Source organism: Isobaculum melis, assembly GCF_900111355.1.
Lineage (GTDB): Bacteria > Bacillota > Bacilli > Lactobacillales > Carnobacteriaceae > Isobaculum > Isobaculum melis.
The window spans coordinates 86,215-111,177 of the sequence record NZ_FOHA01000007.1; the positions used below are offsets into that span (position 1 = coordinate 86,215).

A 24,963-nucleotide genomic window follows, 5' to 3' on the forward strand; every position below is an offset into this window, starting at 1 on the left:
CCTTTGTTTTTTAGTCGAGCTTGCCCAATATCGCTCTAATATTCCCTCAAAAGAGAAACTTTCATCTCTCTTTTGAGGCTATCTATTATCTATTAATCTTCAGTGTGTTCAGTTCCTGCTAATGCATCTGCTTCAGCTCTTAATTTCGCTTGTTCTTCTGCATATTTGCTTAATGCGTCAATGTTTACGATATCATCGTCATCATCTAAATCACGCAACTCAATTTCTTCATCATTTTTATCCAGAACTTTCATATCTAAACCAAGTGCTTGTAATTCTTTTACAAGTACGCGGAATGATTCAGGTACGCCTGGTTTTGGAATTGGCTCGCCTTTAACGATGGCCTCGTAAGTTTTCACACGACCTACAACGTCATCTGATTTATAAGTCAAGATTTCTTGTAGGGTATATGCAGCACCATAAGCTTCTAGTGCCCAAACTTCCATCTCACCGAAACGTTGTCCACCAAATTGTGCTTTACCACCAAGAGGTTGTTGCGTTACTAATGAGTAAGGTCCAGTTGAACGTGCATGCAATTTATCATCAACCATGTGTGCTAATTTGATCATATACATCACACCAACAGAAACACGGTTATCAAATGGCTCACCGCTACGACCATCATAAAGAACAGTTTTCGCATCATTTGCCATGCCTGCTTCACGAACAGTTTCCCAAACATCTTCTTCACTTGCACCATCAAAGACTGGTGTTGCAACATGAATACCTAGTTGACGTGCAGCCATACCTAAGTGCAATTCAAGAACTTGCCCAATATTCATACGAGAAGGAACCCCTAATGGGTTTAACATGATATCAACGGGTGTGCCATCTGGCATGAAAGGCATATCTTCTTCTGGCATAATGCGAGAAACAACCCCTTTATTACCATGACGTCCAGCCATTTTATCTCCTTCGTGAATTTTACGTTTTTGAACGATATAAACACGAACAAGCATGTTAACGCCTGGAGATAATTCATCTCCACCTTCACGAGTGAAGATTTTCACATCGTGAACAATTCCACCACCACCATGTGGTACGCGTAATGAAGTATCTCTTACTTCACGTGCTTTTTCACCAAAGATTGCGTGTAATAGACGTTCTTCAGCTGATAATTCCGTAACCCCTTTAGGCGTTACTTTACCAACTAATAAATCACCATCTTTAACTTCTGCACCAATACGGATAATTCCGAATTCGTCTAAGTCTTTTAACGCTTCTTCCCCTACGTTAGGGATTTCGCGTGTAATTTCTTCAGGTCCTAATTTTGTATCACGAGCTTCTGATTCGTATTCTTCAATATGAATAGAAGTGTAAACATCATCTTTTACAAGACGTTCACTCATGATAATCGCATCTTCATAGTTATAACCTTCCCAAGTCATGAAGGCTACTAAAACGTTTTGTCCTAAAGCCATTTCACCAGCTTCCATTGAAGAACCATCTGCTAAGATTTCACTCTTATCAACACGATCTCCTAAAGAAACGATTGGACGTTGGTTATAACATGTACCAGAGTTAGAACGACGGAATTTTGTAATGCTGTATTTATCCAATGCGCCATTGTCACGACGAACGTGAACTGATTTTGCATCAACAAATTCTACAACACCTTCATGCTTACAAATTAATGCAGCACCAGAGTCATGCGCAGCAATATATTCCATACCTGTACCAACTAAAGGTGATTTAGGGTTAATCAACGGAACAGCTTGACGTTGCATGTTCGCTCCCATAAGTGCACGGTTACTATCATCGTTTTCCAAGAAAGGAATACATGATGTCGCAACTGCAACTACTTGTTTTGGAGATACGTCCATGTAGTCAACACGGTCAATTGAAATTTCTAAGTTTTCATTACGTAAACGTGCCATAACAATGTCATCTACAAAGCTTGCATCTTCATTTAATAATGAGTTTGCTTGAGCAACCACATAGTGATCTTCCTCGTCAGCTGTTAGATAATCAATTTGTTCAGTTACAATACCTGTTTCACGGTCAACACGACGGTAAGGTGTTTCAATGAAACCATAACGGTTTACTTTTGCATAACTTGATAAGCTGTTAATCAGCCCGATATTTGGACCCTCAGGTGTTTCAATCGGACACATACGACCATAGTGAGAGTAATGCACGTCACGCACTTCATAACCAGCACGGTCACGGGTTAAACCACCAGGCCCTAAGGCTGATAGACGACGTTTGTGTGTTAACTCACCAAGCGGATTGGTTTGATCCATGAATTGAGACAATTGTGAAGAACCAAAGAATTCTTTAATTGCTGCAACTACTGGACGGATGTTGATTAATTGTTGTGGTGTGACAGTCGCAATATCTTGAATCGACATACGCTCACGAACCACACGTTCCATACGTGATAAACCAATACGGAATTGATTTTGTAGTAATTCCCCAACTGAACGAATACGACGGTTACCTAAATGATCAATATCATCAGTTTGACCGATTCCTTCTTGTAAGTTAAAGAAATAGCTCATTGAAGCAAGAATATCTGCCGGCATAATGTTTTTCACAGTTTCCACAATATTCCCATTACCAATCACGTTAACTGTACGTTCTGGGTCAAGTGGTGATTCAACTTTCACAATTTGCAAATCAATTGGCTCAGCTGAAACACTATCTTCACTTGGGTAGAAGGTTACTTTATTTAAACCAGCATCTAAGAATGGTGCTAACTCATCAATTTTAGCGCGATCTAGGAAGGTTCCTTTTTCTGCTAAAATTTCGCCAGTTTCAGCATCCACTAATGTTTCTGCTAATGTTAAGTTTAATAAACGGGTTTTAAGGTTTAATTTTTTGTTCACTTTATAACGACCTACATTTGCAAGGTCATAACGTTTTGGATCAAAGAAGCGGGCATTTAATAGGTTTCTTGAGCTATCTGCTGTTTTAGGCTCACCTGGACGTAAACGTTCGTATACATCTTTTAATGCTTCTTCTGTTCTAGAATCTTCAGCGTTTTTGTGAACATCTTTTTCTAAAGTCAGATGTAAACTAGCATTTTCGCCAAAAATTTCTAAAATCGCATCGTCTGAACCAAATCCTAAAGCACGAACTAAAACAGTTAAAGGAATTTTTCTTGTACGGTCAATACGAACGTAAGAAATATCTTTAGCATCTGTTTCATATTCTAGCCATGCACCACGGTTTGGGATAACAGTTGAACCAAAGCCAATTTTACCATTTTTGTCTGCTTTTTCATGGAAATAAACACCTGGAGAACGTACTAATTGAGAAACAATAACACGTTCAGCACCATTGATAACAAAGGTACCCATTTCTGTCATTAGTGGGAAGTCACCAAAGAATACATCTTGGTCTTTTACTTCGCCTGTTTCTTTGTTAATTAAACGTAATTTAACGTGTAATGGCGCAGAATAGTTTGCATCATGAGAACGTGCTTCCTCAACTGTATATTTTGGTTCACGCAACTCATAATCAATAAACTCTAATGATAGATTCCCTGCAAAATCATCGATTGGTGAAATATCTTTAAACATTTCACGTAATCCCTCATCTAGGAACCATTGGTACGAATCTGATTGAATTTCAATCAAGTTTGGTAATTCTAATACCTCGCTGATTCGTGCGAAGCTTCTTCGTGTACGGTGTTTTCCGTAATCTACTAAGTGGCCTGCCAACCTATTCACCCCTCAAAATTATTATTTATCGTAGCTTTTAGCTTACATAAAAACTAGATTGTTACAAAAATGTTTCATTTATTAAAATTAGGTAACAAATGACTTTTTAGCCAGTTTTTACGCAAAAAAAATACAAAAGGAAAGTGATTTCTTTTTTAAAATTCACGTTTTCTTTTGTTTCCCTTATCAAAACCCACTACGGACAATATTTCGCAGCTCGATTTTTTGCTAGCAGATACGCTATTTGCATCAGGTAATTATACAGCGATAGGCTTTTTTTGTCAATAGCTTAGCACTCGCATTTTCTCTTCAAACAAAAAAAAGACCCTTTTTATCAAATAGGATCTTTTACCCAAATCATTAACTCTCTTTCACACTCTCAATAATAAAATAACCTTTATCTTTTTTGATGATTTCAGCATTTCCAAAAGTATCTGCCATTTTTTGTTGTGCGCTTGGTGCACCTTGTTTCTTTTGGATGACAATGACTAGTTTACCACCAACTGCTAGAAGTTGATAAGCACCTTCTAAAATAGCATGTACAACTTTTTTCCCAGCTCTAATTGGCGGATTACTAATAATTAGCGCAAAGCTCTCTCCAGCTACTTGCTCATAAACTGACGATTCATGAATATTGGTATTGAATAATTGATTTTCGATTGCATTTTTTGTAGCCAATTCTATTGCCCGTAGATTCACATCCACCATTTCTACTGTGCGTTCTGGATTTTCTTTTGCTACAGCTAGTCCCATTGGACCATAGCCACACCCTACATCTAAGATATTCCCAGAAACTAATCCCTCAAAATCCAGGATTTCTATTAATAGTCTAGAACCAAAATCGACTGTTTTTTTTGAAAAAACACCGCTATCTGTATAAAAAGTGAAGGTTTTATTTCTTAATTGATACTGCCATTTGTCTAATTGATGCTTGGCACTTGGGGTATTTGTATAATAATGATCGCTCATGATTCATTGTCCTCGTTTCTAATTCTTATCTTCTTTATATTCTACACTGTTTCTCCTCTTTTATAAAGACAAAAAAAGCTGCAGGATTTCTCCTACAGCTTCGAAATATTCAATTGAATTATTTTAAGTTTACGCCAGCGCCAACTTCTTCAAGTTGTGCTTTCATCGCTTCAGCGTCATCTTTAGAAAGAGCTTCTTTGATAACTGATGGAGCGCCATCTACTAATTCTTTAGCTTCTTTCAAGCCAAGGCCAGTAGCTTCACGTACAACTTTGATAACTTTAATTTTTTGGTCGCCTGCTGAAGTTAATTCAACTGCGAATTCTGTTTGTTCTTCACCAGCTGCTGCTCCGCCTGCTGCTGCTGCCGCTACAGGAGCTGCTGCAGTAACACCAAATTCTTCTTCGATTGCTTTTACTAAGTCATTTAATTCTAATACTGTTGATTCTTTTAAATCAGCAATAATTTGTTCAACGTTTAATGCCATGATATGTTTCCTCCATTTTTTGGTTGTTTTTTTGTTTTAAGCATAGATTAGGCTGCGATTAAGCAACTTCCTCTTTTTGTTCTGCAACTGCTTTGATAGCAAGTGCAGTGTTGCGTACTGGTGCTTGAAGCACTGATAGTAGCATTGAAAGTAAACCTTCGCGACTTGGTAGAGACGCAAGAGCGTTAATTTCTTCAGTTGAAGCAACTTTACCTTCGATAACGCCTGCTTTAATTTCTAAAGCTTCGTGACCTTTAGCAAATTCAGCCATAATTTTTGCTGGAGCAATAACGTCTTCATTACTAAAAGCAACGGCTGTTGGGCCTGCAAATGCTTCTTTCAATCCGTCTAAACCAGCTTTTTCTGAAGCGCGAATTAATAGAGAGTTTTTGATAACTTTCATTTCAACGCCTGCTTCACGTAATTGTTTACGAAGTTCAGTTACTTCTTCAACAGTTAAACCACGGTAATCTACAACTACGATAGAAGCTGCTGCTTCGATTTTAGTTTGTAATTCACCAACTAATTGTTCTTTAATTGCGATTGCTGCTTGACTCATTTACATGTTCACCTCCTGATCATTCATCTGGCAGGATTTATGTTTGAATAAACAAAAAACCTCATGTCACCGTAGACATAGAGGGTTGATTTATGTTTTTCACATAGTATCCTCGGTAGGAGATTAAGGCTTGCGCCACCTACTGTCTTCGGTAATATTTAATTAACCTAGATGATTATACCAAGTATCTCCATCTAGGTCAATTCATTTTTAATTTTGGTAATTAGAAAGAACCTTGATCAACTTTCACACCAGGACCAAATGTTGTTGTAACAGTAATGTTTTTAATATATTGGCCTTTTGCAGAAGAAGGTTTCACTTTTAACATTGTATCGTTAATTGTAGTGAAGTTCTCAACTAGTTTAGTATCATCAAATGAAACTTTACCGATTGGAACATGTACGTTACCAGCTTTATCAACACGGTAAGTTACTTTACCAGCTTTGATTTCATCAATTGCTTTTGTAACATCCATTGTAACAGTACCAGTTTTAGGGTTAGGCATTAAACCTTTAGGTCCTAATACACGTCCTAGACGACCAACTTCAGCCATCATATCTGGTGTTGCTACGATAACGTCGAAATCGAACCATCCGCCGTTAATTTTTTGAACAAGATCAGAATCACCTACGTAATCTGCACCTGCTGCTTCCGCTTCTTTAGCTTTTTCACCTTTAGCGAATACTAAAACGCGTTGTGTTTTACCTGTTCCATGTGGAAGAACAACTGCCCCACGAATTTGTTGGTCAGCTTTCTTAGGGTCAACACCAAGTCTATATGCAACTTCAACAGTTGCATCAAATTTAGCAAAGTTAACTTTTTTAACTAGTGCTACTGCCTCTTCTACTGAATAAGCGTTCATTGCATCAATTTGCTTCACAGCATCTTGATATTGTTTGCTCTTTTTAGCCATTGTTTTTCCTCCTTGATTGTGGTTATAACGGTTTAACCTCCCACTTAATCCGCGTCCCTAGACACGATAAGATACGTAAGAAGTTACTCATGTGGAATATTAATCTTCGATTGTGATTCCCATGCTTCTTGCAGTACCTTCAACCATTAACATCGCTGCTTCCACAGTCGCTGCATTTAGGTCAGGCATTTTAGTTTCAGCGATTTCTTTTACTTTATCGCGTTTTAATGTTGCTACTTTGTTACGGTTTGGTTCACCTGATCCAGATTCAATACCGGCAGCTTTTTTAAGCAATACTGCAGCTGGTGGTGTTTTTGTAATAAATGTAAATGAACGGTCTTCAAATACAGAAATTACTACTGGAATGATTAAACCTGCTTGATCAGCTGTACGTGCATTGAATTCTTTACAGAATCCCATGATGTTCACACCGGCTTGACCTAATGCAGGACCTACTGGTGGAGCTGGATTTGCTTTACCTGCAGGAATTTGCAATTTAACGAGTTTCATAACTTTTTTAGCCACGAGACATACCTCCTTAAGTCCGTGATGTGGTTTAATGGGGATGATAATTTCCCCTCCCACGTTCGTATGCATAAAACATACGGGAATACTATAACATTTTTAGCGGGTCAAAGCAACCTATTTTCTACGAAATAAAGATGACAACCAAATTGCATTGTCATCTTTATTCTTATAATTTATCTACTTGCTCAAAATCAAGTTCAGCGCTAGTTTCGCGACCAAACATATCCACACTTACTTTTAATTTCCATTTTTCATTATCAATTTCAATGATTTTTCCAGATAAACCTTGGAAAGCTCCTTCAATGATCGTTACTAAATCGCCTACTTCGAAATCAATTTCTTGATGACGCGTGCTAATACCTAAGCGTCTTAAAATAACTTCAATTTCTTCTGGTAACAATGGTGCCGGTTTACTACCTGCGCCATGTGAGCCAACAAACCCTGTTACGCCTGGTGTGTTACGAACCACATACCAAGAATCGTCTGTCATTGTCATTTCTACAAGAACATAACCTGGGAAAGTTTTTTTCATATTTGTTTTTTCTTTACCATTTTTCATTTCTGTTTCTTCTTCTTCAGGAACAACTACACGAAAGATATAATTTTCCATTCCCATACTACTAGCACGAGATTCGATATTTTGTTTCACTTTATTTTCATAGCCTGAATACGTATGGAGTACGTACCAATTCTTTTCTACGGTTTCCATTATGATTCTCCTCTTTCTGATTGGTTCAATTTTTTTGTAAAATAAAAAACCCTCTTTAAAATGAAGTTGAAGGTTTTGTAACGTCGTTCTCGCTAGCCATTATACCATCCATAAAATGGGAACGCTAGTGATTTGTTGTAGTTTCTATAAAAACAAATTAAATAAAGCTGTGATACCTAAGTCTACTAAGAAAAAGAAAGCAACTGCAAAGGCTACTGTTAATAAAACAACACCTGTATATTTTCTTAATTCTTTACCTGTAGGCCAGGTTACTTGTTTCATTTCATCTTTTACACTTTTAAAAAAGCCAAAAATCTTTCCCATCTTTAAATCCTCCTCAAGCTGTTTCTCTCATGATTTTATGTCATTTATTTTGTTTCGCGGTGAATTGTATGTTGATTACAATATTTACAAAATTTCTTTACTTCAAGTCTTTCAGTACGATTCCCTTCATTTACACGTTTAGTATAATTTCTTGAACCGCATACTGAGCAGGCAAGCGCCATTTTTTTACTCATAATCTACTCATCCTTCCTGCTACATCGTATTTAATTTACCATTCAAACGCGTGAGTGTCAATTTTTATTTTTGGATAAATCAAGAAAAAATAGAGGTTACATAAGAGGCTGATTGATTAATAGAAGCTATTTCTTAATTTTTTTCGGCATCTTTCAAGTCCATTTTTCACTTGGTTTTCTTCGCAAGACAATGTTTCTGCAATGTCAGAAATAGATTGTTGATATAAATTTTGGTTAAACACTTTTTTCTCATAGGGAGATAGTTGTTGAAAATATTCTGTAAAATCCTCATGGATGGTTACTTGTTTGTATGTAATATCATCTTGCTGGTCATTCATCATGAGTTCTTGTTGCCCGTTCTTCTCATAAATAGCATCTAAGGACACATACTCTTTATCAATTTTTCTTTTTTGTGCTGCATCTTTTCGAATCAAACTAAAAATATGATGTTTAAAGCTTAATTTAAAAAAATTTCCAAAGGTATGTCCTTTTTCTGGATCGTATCTCAAAATCGTTTGATAAAAGCTTAACATGGCTTCTTGAAACCAGTCAGCGTCTTCAAAGCCTTTTAAATAATAGGTACGCATCATTTTCAAAACAATGGGTTTGTATTGTTCAAAAAATGGTAAAAAGGAATCAAACTGACCTTGTTGTATGAAACGGATAGTTGCTAAATCTTGTTCTGTTACTCTATTATCCTTAATGGCTACTCACCCTTCCCAATTCAACAGCCTCTTATGTTGCAAATAGCTTAACATAGCTCTAATTATTTGAAAAGGGGAATAGCTATTCTATTTAAATCTATACTTTCATTTGAAAAACAAACTAATCAGAAGCACAAAACATTCAATACTATTGATGATTATTAAATTTTTAACCGATAACACAAAGGTTTCAGATTTTACCTGTTTTTGATTAAAAAGTTTTAAATTTTTATAAACAGGAATCATGGCTACTAGGCTGACTAACATCAATGGGTGAAAAACCCCGATTAGCACAGCAACAATCACCGATAAAAACGATAAGATATACAATAGATTAAACAATTTAACCGCAGTTTGTTTTCCTATATAATAAGGTAAGGTATAACGATGGTTTAAAATATCCTCATCTAAATCGCAAATGTTATTCGCCATCATGAGGTTTGCAATTGTAAAGATACCTGGTAAGGAGACGAGCACCATCACAAGTAGCTCTTCAATATTGCCTTTTAAAAGGAAAAAGCCATCTTCAATCTGAAAGGACAGAATAGATAAATCATAGACATTCACATACATACTAATAAAGAAAATACCAAAGCCCATGGTGACACCTGAAAAAATTTCGCCAAGCGGCATACGGGAAAGAGGAACTGGACCAAAAGTGTAGAAAACCCCAATACCAAAGCAAAGCATCCCCACAAATAATAAGAACACATTTGTTCTCACAACCAAAACAAGACCTAGAATAGTAGCCATTGTCAGCATCAGAAAGATGAGGGTTACAACTGTTTTTTCTGGAATATTTTCCTGACCAATGACATTAGATTGTTTCCGATAATCATAATCATGTTGATCTGTCGCTTTTTTAAAATCCATATAATTATTAATTGTAGTGGTTGTCAAATCAAATAATATCATCGCAATAAAGAAAATAAAGGTATTCAAAATTTTTATTTCTCCAAATCGATAAAACGTAAACAGTATCCCCATTACAAATGGAAATACACTGGCAATCTTGGTTTGAATTTCAACTAGTTTTAAAAATGTTTTTATCTGCACAAACCTATCCTCTTTTCTCACATCATCTAATCCTATTTACTTTAAGTCTTTAATATCTTTTAATACAAAATTATCATTTGTCAGTTTAAACTTATCTTTTAAGCCAGAAGTAATATAAACTTCTTTATCAACACTCACAAAAATGGCCTCTACATCTTCAAACTGCTCAATATAAGCCATGCCACCCTTAATTCCTTTGGAGAAGGTAGCTGTAGATAAGGCATCCCCATCAATCGATTTATTAGAAACAATGGACACACCAACAATATCATTGGTAAATGGATAACCTGTTTTAGGATCTAATAAATGATGATATTTAACACCATCGACCTCTACAAAACGCTCATAAATACCAGAGGTTACAATAGAACGGTTACTTTCAGGAATGGTACCAATAATTTCTCCTCTAGTTAAAAATGGATCTTGAATACCTACAGACCAATCCTTATCTTTCGTATTTGTTCCTACCATATAAAGATTTCCACCTAAGTCAACAATGGCTTTAGTGACACCCTCATCTTCTAAAACTTTTGCGACTTCATCCGCAATATAGCCTTTAGCAATAGAGCCTAAATCCAACTCCATCCCTGCTTCTTGTAGGAAAACTGTTTTATTTTCATCATCCATTGTAACTTTTTGATAGTCAATTAAAGGTAATACTTGATTAATTTCTGCTTGTGTTGGTTTTTTTGCATCATCAAAACCAATATGCCATAAAGAGGTAAGTGGACCAATTGTACTATCAAAAGAGCCATCTGAAGAAGCACTATACGTTAATCCTTCTTGAATCAAATAATAAACATCATCTGACACTTTAACGGGTTCTTTTCCTGCTGCTTCATTAATGGCATCTACTTCCGAACCCTTTTCACTGACTGTAATTTTTCTATCTAATTCTTCAATGCGGTGATAGGCAGCATCAATAGCTGATTCTTTTCCCTCATTATATACTTTAATATTAATTACAGTGCCCATCATAAATTCTCTCCGTGAATAAGGAGAAGTTAAAATCTGACCCTTTTCTTCTTTTTTCCCACATGCACTAACGATTAATAAAACTAAAAAAATCCCAATTCCTAGTTTAAGCTTTTTATTTGGCATCTCATTTTCCTCTTCTCTTTATAAGGTTATCTACTTATTAATTCTTTAAAAAATAGCGTTTAAATACAGCGATTTAATCGATTCTTTAGTGTTCTTTTATTAGTTTACAATCAAATAGCTATTTCGTATACTTTTTTATCTAAAACGCTATTTTTTAAAAAAGAAAAAGGGCTAAGATAAAACTCAAAAGTTTTATCCCAGCCTTGTGTTGCTTCTATAAAAGGTACAAAGTTAAACCGATTTGATTTCTATCATAATTCTAATAGAATACGTGGTTCAGAGTCGAACGAGTTCGATCTGTATCATGTCTCTAAGGATTAAAAATCCTAAGAGGCATGACAAATCCTAAGAGACATGACATTTATTTAGCTTTATTATCAATTTCGATTGTTTTTGTATCGCCTTTTTCAGCTGCATCAATTAATTTTTGTGCATATTCTTTAAATGATTCAGAAGTATGAGTCGCTCCTGTAACAGCATCTACATCAGCAGATTGTTCTTTTACTAATGCATCGTTTAATTCAGGAATGAAATCAGCAGGGCCAGTACCAGCTTGTTTTTCCATCATTTCTTGGTAATCTTTATCTTCTGATTTTAATTTACCCTCTTCATTTACATAGTCAAAAGTTGATTTAGTAATTTTGCCTTCAGCAACAGTTATACCAAATTCTGCTTTCCAGCCTTTGTCATCGTATTTTTTTTCTTCTAATTTATATTCGCCGTCTTTTAATTCAACTGCTACTTTAGATTCTTTTTTAGATTCTACTGAAGAAGTAGCTTCTTTTGAACTTGAATCTTTTTTAGCATCATCTTTCCCACCACATGCAGCAAGTACAAATGTTGATGCTAAAACTAATGATAATGTTGCGACAACTTTTTTCAATTTCATTATTATTCCCACCTTTATTTAATTAGTAAGGTATTTTGTGAAAAAATGTACAATATTTCTCACACGTAACTTACAGACATATCATACATAGAAAAAAATGTTTTGTCCATCTTTTTCCATCCAAAAAATAGAGTTTTTGTGAATTTTTTCTCGAAACCGTGTTTTCACAGTCTTTTGGAAATCTTTCTCCATTTAAATAAAATCCTACTCTCGCTAAGCTTTTCATTTATTATTAGAAAAACATTGCATGAAGCTAGACACTTCAAGGGGTTTGATGTAAAATGAGTTAGATTGTAAATTGATAAAATTTATATTCTATCAAATAGTTTGTGAAAAACTATACTAAGGAGTGAATAAAAATGCCTAAAAAAAACATCGTGGTAATCGGTGCTGGGTATGCTGGGCTTTCTGCAACAAGAAAACTAGCCAAACGTTTCAAGAAAGATCCTGATATTAACATTACGTTAATTGATCGTCATTCTTATCATACAATGATGACTGAACTACATGAGGTAGCTGGGGGACGTGTTGAACCTGAAGCAGTTCAATATGACTTACGTCGTTTGTTAAATCGTAAAAAGAATGTCGACCTTGTAACGGATAATGTGACAAATGTTGATCATGACAAGAAAATTGTCACAACAGAAAATGGATCGTATGCCTATGACTATTTAGTACTAGGTATGGGTGGAGAACCAAATGACTTTGGTACGCCAGGGGTAAAAGAAAACGGATTTACTTTGTGGTCAATGGAAGATGCTGTACGTTTACGCCATCATATCGAAAATACTGTTCAAAAAGCAGCACTTGTTCGTGACCCACAAAAACGTAAAGCAATGTTGACTTTTGCTGTCTGTGGTTCTGGTTTCACTGGAATTGAAATGGTTGGAGAATTACTTGAATGGAAAGACCGTTTAGCCAAAGATAATAAGATTGATGCAGATGAAATTTCATTAATCGTTGTTGAAGCTGCACCAACTATCTTAAATATGCTAGACCGTAAAGATGCTGCTAAAGCTGAAAAATATATGGTCAAAAAAGGCATTAAAATCTTAAAAGACTCACCAATTGTTGAAGTAAAAGAAAATAGTATTACGTTAAAATCTGGGGAATCAATTGCAACGCATACTTTAATTTGGACAGCTGGGGTTCAAGCAAACTCAGATACTGCTGAATTCGGTATGGAAGCTGCACGTGCTGGTCGCTTAGTTGCGAACGAGTACATGGAAGCTAAAGGGCTAGAAAACGTTTATGTGATTGGTGATTTAGTTTACTTTGAAGAAGAAGAGGGTAAACCAACTCCTCAAATCGTTGAAGCAGCTGAACAAACTGGTCACACTGCAGCAGCAAATATTATTGCTGAAATTACTGGCAAAGAGAAACATGCTTATAAAGGTGCTTATCACGGATTTATGGTTTCAATTGGTGCACGTTATGGTGTGGCTTCAGTTATGGGCTTACACATGAGCGGATTCTTCGCAATGTTAACAAAACATATGGTTAACCTCTACTATTTCTTCGGAATTCGTTCTGGTTACTATGCTTGCCAATATATTCTACATGAATTCTTCCATATTAAAGACAAACGCAATATTTTCCGTGGTCATTTATCTCGTTATGGAAATGTTTTATGGAGCTTACCACTACGTCTCTATGTTGGTTGGTTCTGGTTTAGTGAAGCGATGGACAAAATCTTTGGTAATGATGTCTGGAGTCAAGTAAAACTATTTGACTGGTCGCCTTTATTTAAAGGTTTAGGTCAAGAATCATGGTTGACTGCAACAACTTCAAAATTACCATTTGAGTGGTTAATGAGTGCCACTACTGGTGCTAGTGAAGCTACTGAATCAGCTACTGAATTTGCAACACCAATCTTCTCTCATATGCCTGGTTGGTTTGAATGGATTATGAAAATCATGATGCCAAATGAAGATGTTGCTTTAGTGATGCAAAAAATCGTACCATTTGTTGAATTAGCAATTGGTTTAGCATTAGTTGTGGGTCTATTCACTTGGTTATCAAGTGTTGGTAGTGCTGGTTTCTTAGTAATGTTTGTCTTTAGTGCAATGTTAGGCTGGGATAAATTCTGGGCACTTCCTGCATCTATCGCTTTAATGAACGGCGCTGGTCGTGCATTTGGTTTAGATTACTACTTTATTCCATGGTTCCAACGAAAAATGGGCAAATGGTGGTATGGAACACCTCGTTCAATTTATAAACCTTAGTTTTAAATAGATTAAAAAGATGGTTAAGGTAAAGGAACCCTTTACTTTAACCATTGTTTATGCAAAAGAATAGAATCTAATGAGAGAGAGGAAGGAAAAGATGAGCTTTTTGCGGCCACGTAGACTTTATTTCATGCTAAAGCCCTATTTAAAAATGATCTCAAAATGGGATATGATCATCATGGTCTTTTTAATTTTTATTTCTTTTTTGCCTCTTGTTATTTTCACTATTTCGCAAAAAGATGTTCCAAAGGATGCTGAAGTTTATGCACTTATTACGGTAGATAATCAAGAATATAAAAAAATCACACTCTCTAACCATCAAGGGACTGACACGATTCGCTATGAAAATGAAGATGGCGATTACAATATCATTGAAATCAAAGATGAAACCATCCGTGTAATAGAAGCAAGTTGTCGCGATCAAGTGGATGTTTTAAAAGGTGCGATCTCTAAACCAGGAGAAACACTTCTTTGTCTTCCACATAAATTAGCTATTGAAATCAAAACTGAACAACCTGAAGATACAGAAGAAGATGAGATTATTCGTCCTTCATAAATAAATGCTAAGAATAGGAAAGGAATGCTACAATCAATGACCAAAAATCAAAAAATTGTTTATATCGCACTGTTGGCAGCACAAGCTGTTGTCATTGGGTTAGTTGAACGTGCAATCCCATTTCCATTCACTTTTGCTCCCGGTGCAAAATTAGGGTTGGCAAATTTGGTTACTCTTCTAGCGATTTATACACTTCCTTTTAAAGATAGCTTTATGGTAGTAGCCATTCGTTTAATATTAAACACTCTTTTAGGTGGAACTTTATCTACCTTTATGATTGGTTTTTCTGGCGCCTTATTTAGTTATTTTGGTATGTTCCTTATAAAAAACTTAGGCGGTTCAAAGGTTAGTACAATTGGGGTTAGTACAGCTGGTGGGATTCTACACAATATTGGACAACTCGTTGCAGTTAGTCTACTCTATCATTCCTGGTCATTTATGGTTTATCTACCCATTATTTCTTTTATTGGTGTCTTTTCCGGATTTGCTATTGGCATCTGTGCAACTTTTCTAATGGAGCGTATTCAATTATTAAGACAATTTAAAATGGAACAAATGACGAAACAAAAGGAGTTAAAATCATGAAGATTCACCCAATGTGGCAAGATTATCCAAATATTGCTACTGATTTAGTAGAGATGCTTCAATTAATTGAAGACAATATTCATGTAAGAAATAAAGAAATTGAACAAACCATGTTAGATTTAATCCATGCTGGTGGTAAATTATTACGTCCAGCTTACTCCTTGTTATTTTCATCATTTGGTCCGAATCAACAAAAGGAAAAAAATATGGCTGTAGCTGCAGCGCTTGAAGTTTTACACATGGCGACGCTTGTTCATGATGATGTGATTGATGATGCACCTACTCGTAGAGGTCATGAAACGGTGCAATCAAAATATGGAAAAGACATCGCTGTTTATACAGGTGATTATTTATTTACTGTCTGTTTCCGCCTGCTAGCAAAATATGCTGACTCTTTAGAGGCAATTGAAATGGATACTAAAGGAATGGAACGTATCTTAATGGGCGAACTGGATCAAATGCATTTGCGTTACAACCAAGATGTGACCATCAGACAATATTTAAAACGTATTTCAGGTAAAACGGCACAGCTATTTGCTTTAAGCTGCTATTCTGGCGCCTTTGAAAGTGGCTGTAGTAAAGAGCTCTCTAGAAAAAGCTATGATATTGGTAATAATATTGGCATGGCCTTCCAAATTATGGATGATATTTTAGACTATTCTCAAACGGCTGATGGTTTTGGAAAACCTGTTTTAGAGGATATTAAGCAAGGGGTTTATACCTCTCCACTTATTTATGCAATGCAAGGTCATAAAGAAGCATTTAGACCTTTACTAGCCAAAGGTCAAGATATGACTACAACTGATGTTGCCAAAATTCAAGCACTGATTAAACAATATCAAGGTGTTGAAAAAGCGCATAAATTAGCGACTAAGTATACAAATAAAGCATTGAAAGATATGAGTAAATTACCTGATACCCCTGAAAAAGAACAACTTATTTTATTAACTAAAAACTTATTAGCACGTGTCTTATAAAGGTTTCCTTGTGGAGCCTTTTTTATTTTCCAATCCTATAAAGGGAATGGAGTTTATGCTATACTGTAATGAGGAGGTGGATAAATATGAAGGATATTCCCATTCGCATTAAAAGCGCAGGCTGGTTTTTTCTGATTACAAGCTGTTTTGGTCTATTCGGTGCACTTGTCCTAGGACGATTAGTCGTCTTCCCTATATATTTTATCGTTGGCCTATTCCTGTCAGCCGCACTGCAACTTATTACTGGAATTTTACTGATTCAAGGGAAAGCAGCAGGAAAAACATTTACATATATTTTAGGTGTGCTGAGCATCTTTGATTTGATAGGAGCTATTGAGTTAAATCAGCAGCCAATGATTGTTCTTTCTAGAATCATCATTATTTCTACCGTATTATTTGCACCAAGCTCGACAGAATATTTCAATCATTCAAAAAAGAAAGGCGCTCGTTACGAATAGGAGCACCTTTCTTTTTATTTAAGATAATTTATCTCTTAATTGTTCTAATGTCATTAATTGTTCTGCATCCCAAGGAGAATTTCTGCGTAAATTTTTATTTTTCAAATACGTTGATTCTTCTGTAATGGCTTTATTGGTTCGTTTAATTTCTTGATAAAGCTCTCTTGCAGATTTTCTTAAAGCACCTCTAGAAAAGATTAACCACTGCTCTGCTAAGTCACTAGTTGCAACTGTTACTTGTGTTAACCGGTTACTCAACTCACCTGCTACACGTTCAATATAAGTGTCCGCTGTTTCATTTTCTTTGGTAAAGACCACATTTAAATGATAGGCTTCATAATTTTTTTGGATCCCTGGGACAAGCTGTGCATCAAAAATAACATGTACTTCTACATTTTCATATTTACGATAATGAGACAATATTCTAAGCAGCTGATCTCTTGCTTCACCAAGCTCCTCTTTTTTCTTTAGTTGCTGTAACTCTGGCCAAGCACCAATCATATTGTAGCCATCTACTAATAATATGTTCTTTTTCATCCCATTTCACCTCCTATTATTCAGTCTCATTTACTTAGAGTGGATTGCGACCTCGGTAAACTTCATACATTAATAGACTCGAAGCAACACTAGCATTCAAGCTTTGCACATGTCCTGTCATTGGAATTGTGAGCATCCCATCCATTTGCTCTTTGACCAAACGAGAGATTCCTTTTCCTTCATTACCAATCACCAAACCAATTGGTAAGGTAGTATCCCATTTCCGATAATCTTGACCTTTCATATCCGTACCATAAAACCAAATCCCACGCTCTTTTAATTCTTTAATCGTCTGCACTAAATTCGTTACTCTAGCTACCGGTACATGTTCAATGGCTCCAGTAGATGCCTTTGCTACTGTTGCAGTTAAGCCAACAGCACGTCTTTTAGGAATAATAATACCATGTGCACCACTTGCATCAGCTGAACGAATAATGGAACCCAAATTATGTGGGTCCTCTACACCATCTAAAATCAAGAAAAACGGGTCTTCGTTTTTAGCTTTAGCAGCTAGAAATAAGTCATCAATTGTTGCATATTGATAAGCAGAAACGGCTACCACCACGCCTTGATGATTCACACCATCTACCAAAGTATCTAGCTTGGCTTTAGGAACAAATTGTAATTGCACTTGACGCTCTTTTCCTAAGCCAACAATTTCAGTAATTTTACCACCAGTTAGTCCTTCTTGTAGGAAAACTTTATTAATATCACGCTCAGATTTTAAGACTTCAATTGCTGGTAATCTCCCTGCAATTAAATCACGTTCTCCTTGCTCTTCCAGATTAAGTGTCACAGCTTCTTCTCTTCTACGACGAACTGGTTTTTCTTTTTTGTCAAAATGGTCTTTTGATGGTTTACCTTGATAAGGTGTTTTTTTGTTAGTTGATTGTCTTCTTCGCTCATTTTTCATATTAACCTTCTCCACTTCCTTCAACAAACTGAATACACCAATTAACCAATGTTTCAATCCGTTCTTTTTGTCCATCTAAATGTAGGAAGCCCATTAACGCTTCAAAACCTGTAGCGGTTCGATAAGTAGCCATATCAACATTTTTAGGTAACGTATGACTTTTGCCATTTCTCCCACGCTTATAAATCGCGATTTCTGTTTCAGTTAGCAAATCTTCTTCTGCTAGCATCCCTTGAATTAATTTTGCTTGTGATCTAGCAGAAACAAATTTGGTTGCCATTCGGTGTAATTGGTTCGGTCTTGTTTGCCCAGTTTTTACTAAGTGTTCTCTTATATGAATTTCAAAAATGGCATCTCCTACATAAGCTAAAGCCAATCCATTTAATTGTGACCAATCTTTATTTGTCATGTTTTATCCTCGTCTCCATCTTGTTCCTTGTGGTGTATCATCTAGCAAAATCCCTTGCTCTTTTAGTAAATCTCGAATTTCATCGCTTCTTGCAAAGTTTTTATTTGCTCGTGCATCATTTCTTTCTTGAATCAATTCTTCAATCTTATCATCTAATAACTCTTCTGCCCCAACTTGGATACCAAAAATCGCTAATAAATTCTGATATATCTCAAGCATCTTTGTAATCACTACTTTAGAAACAACTGTTTCTTCGCTATATAAGTTTAACATCTTAGCAAATTCATACATGACAGTCATACCATTTGCTGTATTAAAGTCATCATCCATTTCTGTGATGAAAGCTGCTTGCAAGTGTTCAATTTTATCCAAAAAGGTTTGATCTGTTGCTAATTGTTCTTCAGCATCTGCCAATCGATAATGAAGATTATCATAAGCAATCTTCAATTTATTCAAATTATTTTTTGCATCTTCAATAGTACCTTCACTATATTTAATGGGTCTACGGTATTGGGTTGTTGCCATAAAGAACCGCAATACTTGTGGATCTATTTCCTTTACCATATCATGAACCAGGACAAAATTACCAAGAGATTTACTCATTTTTTCATCATCCATGGTAACAAAACCATTATGCATCCAATAATGAGCAAATGGATGGCCTGTTTTAGCTTCACTTTGTGCAATTTCATTTTCATGATGAGGGAAGGTTAAATCTTGACCACCGCCATGAATATCAATTGTATCACCTAAATATTTTGTCGCCATAACAGAACACTCAATATGCCAGCCTGGACGACCACTTCCCCAAGGTGCTTCCCAAGAAATTTCGCCTTCCTTACTTGCTTTCCATAAGGCAAAATCTAAAGGATCTTCTTTTTTACTGGCTTCCATATCATTTAAACGATTGCTCGCACCTGTCTCTAGCTCATCAATAGACTGATCGCTTAATTTTCCATAGCCTTCAAATTTTCTAGTTCGATAATAAACATCTCCAGCTGAAATATAAGCATACTCTTTTTCGATAAGCGCTTCAATAAATGCAATAATTTCTGGAATATTTTCCATTACCCGTGGATTACATGTTGCTTTTTTGACACCCAATACTTCAGTGTCCTGATAAAAAGCTTCAATAAAGCGGTTGGCCACATCTGGTGCGGTCATTTCCAATTCTTTGGCTACGCGAATGATTTTATCGTCAACATCTGTGAAATTAGAGACATAGTTGACCTCATAACCTCTAAACTCAAAGTAGCGACGAATCGTATCAAAAGCAACGGTACTTCTAGCATTGCCTATGTGAATATAATTATAGACCGTTGGACCACATACATACATCCGAACTTTATTTTCTTCAATTGGAATAAATGCTTCTTTTTCTCTTGTTAAGGTATTATAAATTTGAATCATGTTGTTCCTCCTTCATTTCTTCAATGATTTTGTGTAAGTCTGCAACTTCTTTGTGTAAACCTTTAATATCATCTGCTCGCTCTTCTTTCGCTGCTGGTGTACTGCTGACTTCTTTATTTACTCGCTGTCCATCTAGTTTAACAATTTCAGCAGGAATGCCTACTGCCGTTGCATTTGCAGGTAAAGAATGTAAAACCACTGAAGCAGCCCCAATTTTTGTATTTTTACCAATTGTAATCGGACCTAACACTTGTACCTGAGCAGAAACAAAGACATTGTCTTCTAATGTAGGATGTCTTTTTCCCAGATCTTTTCCTGTTCCACCAAGTGTGACGCCATGAAATAACACCACATGATTTCCTACCACTGCTGTTTCCCCAATCACTAAGCCCATTCCATGATCAATAAATACACCCCGACCAATTTTTGCCCCTGGATGAATCTCTATTCCTGTTAGAAAGCGCGTAATTGTTGCTAATAATTTAGAAAAAAAGTACCAATGATGACGATAGAAAAAATGCTCAATACGATGTGCCCATAAAGCATACAAACCAGGATACGTCATCAATACTTCAATCAAGCTTCTTGCTGCTGGATCATGTTCCCGAATGGCTGCAATATCTTCTCGTAATCTTGGAAATAATCTCATCTTTGCTTCTTCCTCCTTTCAAAAAATGAAAATAAAAACGCCCTTTGTATAATTGACTATACAAAAGACGCTTTCACGTGGTTCCACTTTTTTTCTGATAATGAACGCATCATTATCACTCCATAGCATGATAACGAATGCTACACGATAAAAGCTACTCATTCATTTGAATTTCGCTCTTACGACTCCAAGAGGCATTTCAATGGGAATGAAATATCTGCTTTCACCAAGGACAGACTCTCTTTGATTTCATCCAATCATTTACTTCTTCTTTTCAACGTCTTTTTTTATGCTAAGTCTTCAATTGCAGCAGCAATATGTGCTTTTGCTTTTTCGCGACCTAATAGTTCAATTGTTTCCCCTAATTCAGGACCATGTGATTGCCCAGTTGCAGCAACACGAATTGGCATAAATAGGTTCTTCCCTTTAATCCCTGTTTCTTTTTGAACTTCTTTAATACCGGCTTTAATACTTGCCGCATCAAAAACTTCAATTTGATCTAATACTTTATAGAAAGCACCTAGTACTTTAGGTACATCCTCACCAGCTAAGACTTCTTTAGCAACCACGTCTAATTCAGGTGCTTCTAAGAAGAATAAACTTGAAAGTGAAACAATTTCTTCTGCATAACTCATTTGCTCATGATATAAACGAACAACTTGTTTTACCCATTCAATTTTTTCTGCTGATGGATTGTCTTCTACTCTACCAGCTTCAATCAGATGTTTCAAGCATAAATCTGTTAAGGTATCAAGATTGGTTTGTTTCACATATTGATTGTTAATCCATTCTAGCTTTTTATTATCAAAAGCAGCTGGTGATTTGCTTAAACGCTCAGGGTCAAACATTTTAATGAATTCATCTTTACTAAAGATTTCATCTTCTCCAACTGGTGACCAGCCTAATAAAGCAATAAAGTTAAACATCGCTTCTGGTAAATAGCCTAAGTCTTTATATTGTTCAATAAATTGTAGAATACTTTCATCACGCTTACTTAATTTTTTCCCTGTTTCGCTATTAATAATCAAAGTCATATGACCAAATTCTGGTGGATTCCAGCCAAATGCTTCATATACCATTAATTGTTTTGGTGTGTTCGCAATATGGTCATCCCCACGAAGAACATGTGTAATATCCATATAATGATCATCCACAGCAACAGCAAAGTTATAAGTTGGCATGCCATCACGCTTCATAATCACGAAATCGCCACCAATACTACTTGCTTCAAAACTGATTGCCCCTTTAACAATATCATTAAAAGTATAAGTGGCATCTTTTGGTACACGGAAACGAATCACTGGTTCAATTCCAGCAGCTTCTTTTTCAGCTTGTTCAGCCGGTGAAAGATGTGCACATTTCCCACCATAGTGAGGCATCTCACTACGCGCTTTTTGTGCTTCTCTTTCTGCTTCTAATTCTTCTTCCGTACAATAACATTTATATGCGCGATTACTAGCTAGTAATTGTTCTACTAAAGGTTGATAGATTTCACTTCGTTCAGACTGACGGTAAGGACCATATTCTCCTGGATTATCTGGGCCTTCTTGCCATTCGATACCTAGCCATTTTAAGTTTTCTTTCTGACTAGCTTCTCCATTTTCAATATTTCTTTTTGCATCTGTATCTTCAATACGTAGAATAAAATCTCCACCATGGTGGCGTGCAAATAAATAATTGAATAATGCAGTACGCGCATTTCCAATGTGTAAATGTCCAGTAGGACTTGGGGCATAACGCACTCGAACTTTTTTCGTCATAATTTTACTCCTCTTTTCCTTTAATGAATTACTTTTTTTCAATTAACGCAACACACATTGCGGCAATTCCTTCTTCTCTACCAACAAAACCCATTTTTTCAGAAGTTGTTGCTTTTAAATTAATCGCTTTAATCGTTGTTTGGCAATCTTCAGCGATATGTTGCTTCATAGCTTCTAAATAAGGAACCATTTTTGGTCTCTCTGCTACTATTGTACAATCAATGTTCCCAATTTGATAGCCTTCTTCTGATAAAACTGACCAAACCTCTCTTAATAAGGCTCTAGAATCAGCTCCTTCAAAGGCTGGATCTGTATCTGGGAAAAAATGACCAATATCCCCTTTACCTGCGGCGCCCAAAAGAGCATCTGTAATCGCATGTAGTAACACATCCGCATCTGAATGGCCTAATAAACCTTTTTCATAAGGCAGTTTCACGCCACCAATAATACAGTCTCGACCTTCAACTAATTGATGTACATCATAACCCTGTCCAATTCGTATCATCTTATTTGCGTCCTCTCCATTTTTTTCTTTGGGATAAAATCGCTTCTGCAATGACCATATCATCTGGTGTTGTTAGCTTAATATTATCATAGCTACCACCAACCATATAAACGGGTGCACCATAATATTCCACTAAGGAGGCATCATCTGTTCCAAAAAATCCATCCATTTTGGCTTTTTGGTGTGCTTTCATAATCAAATCAAATTGAAAAGCTTGCGGTGTTTGAATTTGCCATAAATGCTCTCGCGAAACAGTTTCCACAACCACGCCATTTTCTACTTTTTTAATAGTATCCTTCACAGGAACACCCAAGATAGCAGCGCCTGTTTCAATTGCTTTTTGATAGAGTCGCTGGACAAATTCTTGTTCAATAAAGGGTCTAGCGCCATCATGAATCATCACAATTCTTGAAGGATCTTGTACATGGTAAAGACCATTATAAACACTATCTTGTCGTTCATCGCCACCTGCAACTACTTTAATTGGTGCTACTCGGTAATGTTTGTTTTTAGCGATCATCTGTTGAAGCTCTTCACATTCAGCTGCTTTTGCTACCAATATAATTTGTTTACAATTTGCATCTGATACAAATAAATTTAATGCATATTCAATCACATGTTCACCTAATAAGTGTAATAAGACTTTATTTTTTGAAGCATTCATACGCTTCCCTTGTCCAGCTGCCAGCAATATCAGCTCATATTCCATGAGAACCGCTCCTATTCTTTAATCCCTCTTGATGCATGAACAGGTTTTGCAAAAATCATACGGCCTGCTGCAGTTTGCAATGCACTTGTCACAACAACCTCAATCGTTTGATTCATGTAATATTGTCCATCTTCTACAACAATCATGGTCCCATCATCTAAATAGGCGACCCCTTGCTTATGCTCTTTACCAGCCTTCACAACCATAATTGTCATTTTCTCGCCAGGAATTACAACAGGTTTTACTGCATTAGCTAACTCATTTATATTTAAAACTGGTACATTATGAAACTCACTGACTTTGTTTAAGTTATAGTCATTGGTAACCACAACACCATCTAACACTTTAGCCAGTTTAATCAATTTACTATCAACTTCTGCAATATCTTCAAAATCACCTTCATACATATCAACAGCAATACCATCTTCTTTTTGTAGATTATTTAAAATATCTAACCCACGACGACCACGAACACGTTTTAAGCTATCTGCGGAATCTGCGATATATTGCAATTCTTCCAAGACAAAAGTAGGAATAAGCAATGTTCCTTCGATAAATCCCGTTTTAGCAATATCATAGATACGTCCATCAATAATCACACTTGTATCTAAAATTTTGTAATTACGGAAATGAACATCTGCTTTACGCTCTAGCATTTCACCATCTGTACTTTTCTTCACTTTAGGTTGTAATAATTTGCGCCATTCTTCTCGTTTAGTTGTACCAATACGGAAGCCTAAATAACCAAAAGTTAAGGATAAAAGAATTGGCAATAAATCACTTACTACTGGAATACTCAAGTTAGAAAGTGGAATCGCGACTAACCAAGCAACAATCAAGCCTAAAATGATACCTAGTGTCCCAAATAAAAGGAAGGTTGTACTTTGCTGGCTCAAATATAATTCCATTTTTTTAATTGCACGTTCAAAAGGTTTTACAAACGCTAAAGATAATAAAAAGAATATAAGTGCACCAAACAAGGCATTTGTAAATCCATTAGAAACAATATCATTTTGTATATTTAACATATCCCATAAACTAGGCAAAAATACTGCCCCAATGCTTCCGCCTATTACACCGAATATTGCGGGAATTACTCGTTTTTTCAAATAAATTCCTCCTTTATTTCTAGATGAGTTGAAGCCAATTCATCAATAACTGGCTTCAAC

Annotated in this window: 27 protein-coding genes and 2 other annotated features; of the genes, 5 read left to right on the top strand and 22 right to left on the bottom strand. The window is 36.0% G+C overall.

What is annotated here, in order from left to right; translation table 11 throughout:
- Nucleotides 1–92: 92 nt before the first annotated feature.
- The 13 genes from rpoB to BMW29_RS07160 form a co-directional block, all read right to left on the bottom strand.
- Nucleotides 93–3,674: a DNA-directed RNA polymerase subunit beta gene (gene rpoB / locus BMW29_RS07100; protein ID WP_092651859.1), complete on the bottom strand. Its 3,582-nt coding sequence runs from the start codon at nucleotides 3,672–3,674 to the stop codon at nucleotides 93–95.
- A gap of 351 nt (nucleotides 3,675–4,025) precedes the next feature.
- Nucleotides 4,026–4,634 (bottom strand): class I SAM-dependent methyltransferase, encoded by a 609-nt coding sequence (locus tag BMW29_RS07105; protein WP_092651861.1) that lies wholly within the window; start codon nucleotides 4,632–4,634, stop codon nucleotides 4,026–4,028.
- A gap of 118 nt (nucleotides 4,635–4,752) precedes the next feature.
- Nucleotides 4,753–5,121 (bottom strand): 50S ribosomal protein L7/L12, encoded by a 369-nt coding sequence (gene rplL, locus BMW29_RS07110; RefSeq protein WP_092651863.1) that lies wholly within the window; start codon nucleotides 5,119–5,121, stop codon nucleotides 4,753–4,755.
- A gap of 58 nt (nucleotides 5,122–5,179) precedes the next feature.
- Nucleotides 5,180–5,680, bottom strand: a complete 501-nt coding sequence (gene rplJ / locus BMW29_RS07115) for a 50S ribosomal protein L10 (RefSeq protein WP_092651865.1) — start codon at nucleotides 5,678–5,680, stop codon at nucleotides 5,180–5,182.
- Between the two features lie 43 nt (nucleotides 5,681–5,723).
- Nucleotides 5,724–5,850, bottom strand: a sequence feature (ribosomal protein L10 leader region).
- Nucleotides 5,851–5,903: 53 nt separating this feature from the next.
- Nucleotides 5,904–6,593 (bottom strand): 50S ribosomal protein L1, encoded by a 690-nt coding sequence (gene rplA, locus BMW29_RS07120; protein ID WP_092651867.1) that lies wholly within the window; start codon nucleotides 6,591–6,593, stop codon nucleotides 5,904–5,906.
- Nucleotides 6,594–6,692: 99 nt separating this feature from the next.
- Entirely contained in the window at nucleotides 6,693–7,118 is a 426-nt protein-coding gene (rplK, locus tag BMW29_RS07125) for a 50S ribosomal protein L11 (RefSeq protein ID WP_143047344.1), read from the bottom strand.
- 169 nt (nucleotides 7,119–7,287) lie between these two features.
- Complete coding sequence (nusG, locus tag BMW29_RS07130) at nucleotides 7,288–7,830, bottom strand: transcription termination/antitermination protein NusG (protein ID WP_092651871.1); 543 nt, start codon at nucleotides 7,828–7,830, stop codon at nucleotides 7,288–7,290.
- 144 nt (nucleotides 7,831–7,974) lie between these two features.
- Nucleotides 7,975–8,154: a preprotein translocase subunit SecE gene (gene secE, locus BMW29_RS07135; RefSeq protein ID WP_092651873.1), complete on the bottom strand. Its 180-nt coding sequence runs from the start codon at nucleotides 8,152–8,154 to the stop codon at nucleotides 7,975–7,977.
- Between the two features lie 44 nt (nucleotides 8,155–8,198).
- On the bottom strand, nucleotides 8,199–8,348 hold the full coding sequence (gene rpmG, locus BMW29_RS07140; RefSeq protein ID WP_425431592.1) for a 50S ribosomal protein L33: 150 nt from the start codon (nucleotides 8,346–8,348) through the stop codon (nucleotides 8,199–8,201).
- A gap of 116 nt (nucleotides 8,349–8,464) precedes the next feature.
- Nucleotides 8,465–9,052, bottom strand: a complete 588-nt coding sequence (locus BMW29_RS07145) for a sigma-70 family RNA polymerase sigma factor (RefSeq protein WP_342706547.1) — start codon at nucleotides 9,050–9,052, stop codon at nucleotides 8,465–8,467.
- 105 nt (nucleotides 9,053–9,157) lie between these two features.
- Nucleotides 9,158–10,108: a 1,4-dihydroxy-2-naphthoate polyprenyltransferase gene (gene menA / locus BMW29_RS07150; protein ID WP_092651879.1), complete on the bottom strand. Its 951-nt coding sequence runs from the start codon at nucleotides 10,106–10,108 to the stop codon at nucleotides 9,158–9,160.
- A gap of 36 nt (nucleotides 10,109–10,144) precedes the next feature.
- Entirely contained in the window at nucleotides 10,145–11,209 is a 1,065-nt protein-coding gene (locus BMW29_RS07155; RefSeq protein ID WP_092651881.1) for an FAD:protein FMN transferase, read from the bottom strand.
- 361 nt (nucleotides 11,210–11,570) lie between these two features.
- On the bottom strand, nucleotides 11,571–12,098 hold the full coding sequence (locus BMW29_RS07160; protein WP_092651883.1) for an FMN-binding protein: 528 nt from the start codon (nucleotides 12,096–12,098) through the stop codon (nucleotides 11,571–11,573).
- A 359-nt stretch (nucleotides 12,099–12,457) separates the two neighbouring features.
- On the opposite strand from BMW29_RS07160, the gene BMW29_RS07165 reads away from it, so the two are divergent.
- The 5 genes from BMW29_RS07165 to BMW29_RS07185 all read left to right on the top strand — a co-directional run bounded on the left by BMW29_RS07165 (nucleotide 12,458) and on the right by BMW29_RS07185 (nucleotide 16,902).
- Complete coding sequence (locus BMW29_RS07165; protein WP_092651885.1) at nucleotides 12,458–14,323, top strand: FAD-dependent oxidoreductase; 1,866 nt, start codon at nucleotides 12,458–12,460, stop codon at nucleotides 14,321–14,323.
- 181 nt (nucleotides 14,324–14,504) lie between these two features.
- Nucleotides 14,505–14,882 (top strand): NusG domain II-containing protein, encoded by a 378-nt coding sequence (locus BMW29_RS07170; RefSeq protein WP_245706250.1) that lies wholly within the window; start codon nucleotides 14,505–14,507, stop codon nucleotides 14,880–14,882.
- 36 nt (nucleotides 14,883–14,918) lie between these two features.
- On the top strand, nucleotides 14,919–15,467 hold the full coding sequence (locus BMW29_RS07175; RefSeq protein ID WP_092651887.1) for a Gx transporter family protein: 549 nt from the start codon (nucleotides 14,919–14,921) through the stop codon (nucleotides 15,465–15,467).
- Entirely contained in the window at nucleotides 15,464–16,444 is a 981-nt protein-coding gene (locus BMW29_RS07180) for a polyprenyl synthetase family protein (protein ID WP_092651889.1), read from the top strand. The genes BMW29_RS07175 and BMW29_RS07180 overlap by 4 nt, the downstream gene beginning before the upstream one ends.
- A gap of 86 nt (nucleotides 16,445–16,530) precedes the next feature.
- Nucleotides 16,531–16,902, top strand: a complete 372-nt coding sequence (locus BMW29_RS07185) for a hypothetical protein (RefSeq protein WP_092651891.1) — start codon at nucleotides 16,531–16,533, stop codon at nucleotides 16,900–16,902.
- A gap of 18 nt (nucleotides 16,903–16,920) precedes the next feature.
- On the opposite strand, the gene BMW29_RS07190 is transcribed toward BMW29_RS07185, so the two are convergent.
- The 9 genes from BMW29_RS07190 to BMW29_RS07230 form a co-directional block, all read right to left on the bottom strand.
- Nucleotides 16,921–17,439 (bottom strand): NYN domain-containing protein, encoded by a 519-nt coding sequence (locus BMW29_RS07190; RefSeq protein WP_092651893.1) that lies wholly within the window; start codon nucleotides 17,437–17,439, stop codon nucleotides 16,921–16,923.
- Between the two features lie 34 nt (nucleotides 17,440–17,473).
- Nucleotides 17,474–18,235, bottom strand: a complete 762-nt coding sequence (gene rlmB, locus BMW29_RS07195; protein WP_245706251.1) for a 23S rRNA (guanosine(2251)-2'-O)-methyltransferase RlmB — start codon at nucleotides 18,233–18,235, stop codon at nucleotides 17,474–17,476.
- A gap of 118 nt (nucleotides 18,236–18,353) precedes the next feature.
- The gene (locus BMW29_RS07200) at nucleotides 18,354–18,761 is read right to left on the bottom strand and encodes a Mini-ribonuclease 3 (RefSeq protein WP_092651897.1); all 408 of its coding nucleotides are present in this window, start codon (nucleotides 18,759–18,761) and stop codon (nucleotides 18,354–18,356) included.
- 3 nt (nucleotides 18,762–18,764) lie between these two features.
- Complete coding sequence (gene cysS, locus BMW29_RS07205) at nucleotides 18,765–20,171, bottom strand: cysteine--tRNA ligase (RefSeq protein WP_092651899.1); 1,407 nt, start codon at nucleotides 20,169–20,171, stop codon at nucleotides 18,765–18,767.
- Nucleotides 20,155–20,820, bottom strand: coding sequence for a serine O-acetyltransferase EpsC (gene epsC, locus BMW29_RS07210; protein WP_092651901.1), 666 nt, complete (start codon nucleotides 20,818–20,820; stop codon nucleotides 20,155–20,157). Before epsC ends, cysS begins: the two co-directional genes overlap by 17 nt.
- Nucleotides 20,821–20,880: 60 nt before the next feature.
- Nucleotides 20,881–21,107, bottom strand: a binding site (T-box leader).
- Nucleotides 21,108–22,580, bottom strand: a complete 1,473-nt coding sequence (gltX, locus tag BMW29_RS07215) for a glutamate--tRNA ligase (protein WP_092651903.1) — start codon at nucleotides 22,578–22,580, stop codon at nucleotides 21,108–21,110.
- 28 nt (nucleotides 22,581–22,608) lie between these two features.
- On the bottom strand, nucleotides 22,609–23,085 hold the full coding sequence (gene ispF / locus BMW29_RS07220; protein WP_092651905.1) for a 2-C-methyl-D-erythritol 2,4-cyclodiphosphate synthase: 477 nt from the start codon (nucleotides 23,083–23,085) through the stop codon (nucleotides 22,609–22,611).
- 1 nt (nucleotide 23,086) lies between these two features.
- Nucleotides 23,087–23,794 (bottom strand): 2-C-methyl-D-erythritol 4-phosphate cytidylyltransferase, encoded by a 708-nt coding sequence (gene ispD / locus BMW29_RS07225; protein WP_092651907.1) that lies wholly within the window; start codon nucleotides 23,792–23,794, stop codon nucleotides 23,087–23,089.
- An 11-nt stretch (nucleotides 23,795–23,805) separates the two neighbouring features.
- On the bottom strand, nucleotides 23,806–24,903 hold the full coding sequence (locus BMW29_RS07230; RefSeq protein ID WP_092651909.1) for a PIN/TRAM domain-containing protein: 1,098 nt from the start codon (nucleotides 24,901–24,903) through the stop codon (nucleotides 23,806–23,808).
- Nucleotides 24,904–24,963: the final 60 nt, after the last annotated feature.

What these genes read in the sequence shown, in the direction of transcription:
- BMW29_RS07105 (WP_092651861.1), bottom strand. Translation starts at nt 4,634, where the DNA reads ATGAGCGATCATTATTATACAAATACCCCAAGTGCCAAGCATCAATTA.
- rplL (WP_092651863.1), bottom strand. Translation starts at nt 5,121, where the DNA reads ATGGCATTAAACGTTGAACAAATTATTGCTGATTTAAAAGAATCAACA.
- rplJ (WP_092651865.1), bottom strand. Translation starts at nt 5,680, where the DNA reads ATGAGTCAAGCAGCAATCGCAATTAAAGAACAATTAGTTGGTGAATTA.
- rplA (WP_092651867.1), bottom strand. Translation starts at nt 6,593, where the DNA reads ATGGCTAAAAAGAGCAAACAATATCAAGATGCTGTGAAGCAAATTGAT.
- nusG (WP_092651871.1), bottom strand. Translation starts at nt 7,830, where the DNA reads ATGGAAACCGTAGAAAAGAATTGGTACGTACTCCATACGTATTCAGGC.
- secE (WP_092651873.1), bottom strand. Translation starts at nt 8,154, where the DNA reads ATGGGAAAGATTTTTGGCTTTTTTAAAAGTGTAAAAGATGAAATGAAA.
- rpmG (WP_425431592.1), bottom strand. Translation starts at nt 8,348, where the DNA reads ATGAGTAAAAAAATGGCGCTTGCCTGCTCAGTATGCGGTTCAAGAAAT.
- BMW29_RS07155 (WP_092651881.1), bottom strand. Translation starts at nt 11,209, where the DNA reads ATGCCAAATAAAAAGCTTAAACTAGGAATTGGGATTTTTTTAGTTTTA.
- BMW29_RS07160 (WP_092651883.1), bottom strand. Translation starts at nt 12,098, where the DNA reads ATGAAATTGAAAAAAGTTGTCGCAACATTATCATTAGTTTTAGCATCA.
- BMW29_RS07165 (WP_092651885.1), top strand. Translation starts at nt 12,458, where the DNA reads ATGCCTAAAAAAAACATCGTGGTAATCGGTGCTGGGTATGCTGGGCTT.
- BMW29_RS07170 (WP_245706250.1), top strand. Translation starts at nt 14,505, where the DNA reads ATGGTCTTTTTAATTTTTATTTCTTTTTTGCCTCTTGTTATTTTCACT.
- BMW29_RS07175 (WP_092651887.1), top strand. Translation starts at nt 14,919, where the DNA reads ATGACCAAAAATCAAAAAATTGTTTATATCGCACTGTTGGCAGCACAA.
- BMW29_RS07180 (WP_092651889.1), top strand. Translation starts at nt 15,464, where the DNA reads ATGAAGATTCACCCAATGTGGCAAGATTATCCAAATATTGCTACTGAT.
- BMW29_RS07185 (WP_092651891.1), top strand. Translation starts at nt 16,531, where the DNA reads ATGAAGGATATTCCCATTCGCATTAAAAGCGCAGGCTGGTTTTTTCTG.
- BMW29_RS07190 (WP_092651893.1), bottom strand. Translation starts at nt 17,439, where the DNA reads ATGAAAAAGAACATATTATTAGTAGATGGCTACAATATGATTGGTGCT.
- BMW29_RS07200 (WP_092651897.1), bottom strand. Translation starts at nt 18,761, where the DNA reads ATGACAAATAAAGATTGGTCACAATTAAATGGATTGGCTTTAGCTTAT.
- cysS (WP_092651899.1), bottom strand. Translation starts at nt 20,171, where the DNA reads ATGATTCAAATTTATAATACCTTAACAAGAGAAAAAGAAGCATTTATT.
- epsC (WP_092651901.1), bottom strand. Translation starts at nt 20,820, where the DNA reads ATGAGATTATTTCCAAGATTACGAGAAGATATTGCAGCCATTCGGGAA.
- gltX (WP_092651903.1), bottom strand. Translation starts at nt 22,580, where the DNA reads ATGACGAAAAAAGTTCGAGTGCGTTATGCCCCAAGTCCTACTGGACAT.
- ispF (WP_092651905.1), bottom strand. Translation starts at nt 23,085, where the DNA reads ATGATACGAATTGGACAGGGTTATGATGTACATCAATTAGTTGAAGGT.
- ispD (WP_092651907.1), bottom strand. Translation starts at nt 23,794, where the DNA reads ATGGAATATGAGCTGATATTGCTGGCAGCTGGACAAGGGAAGCGTATG.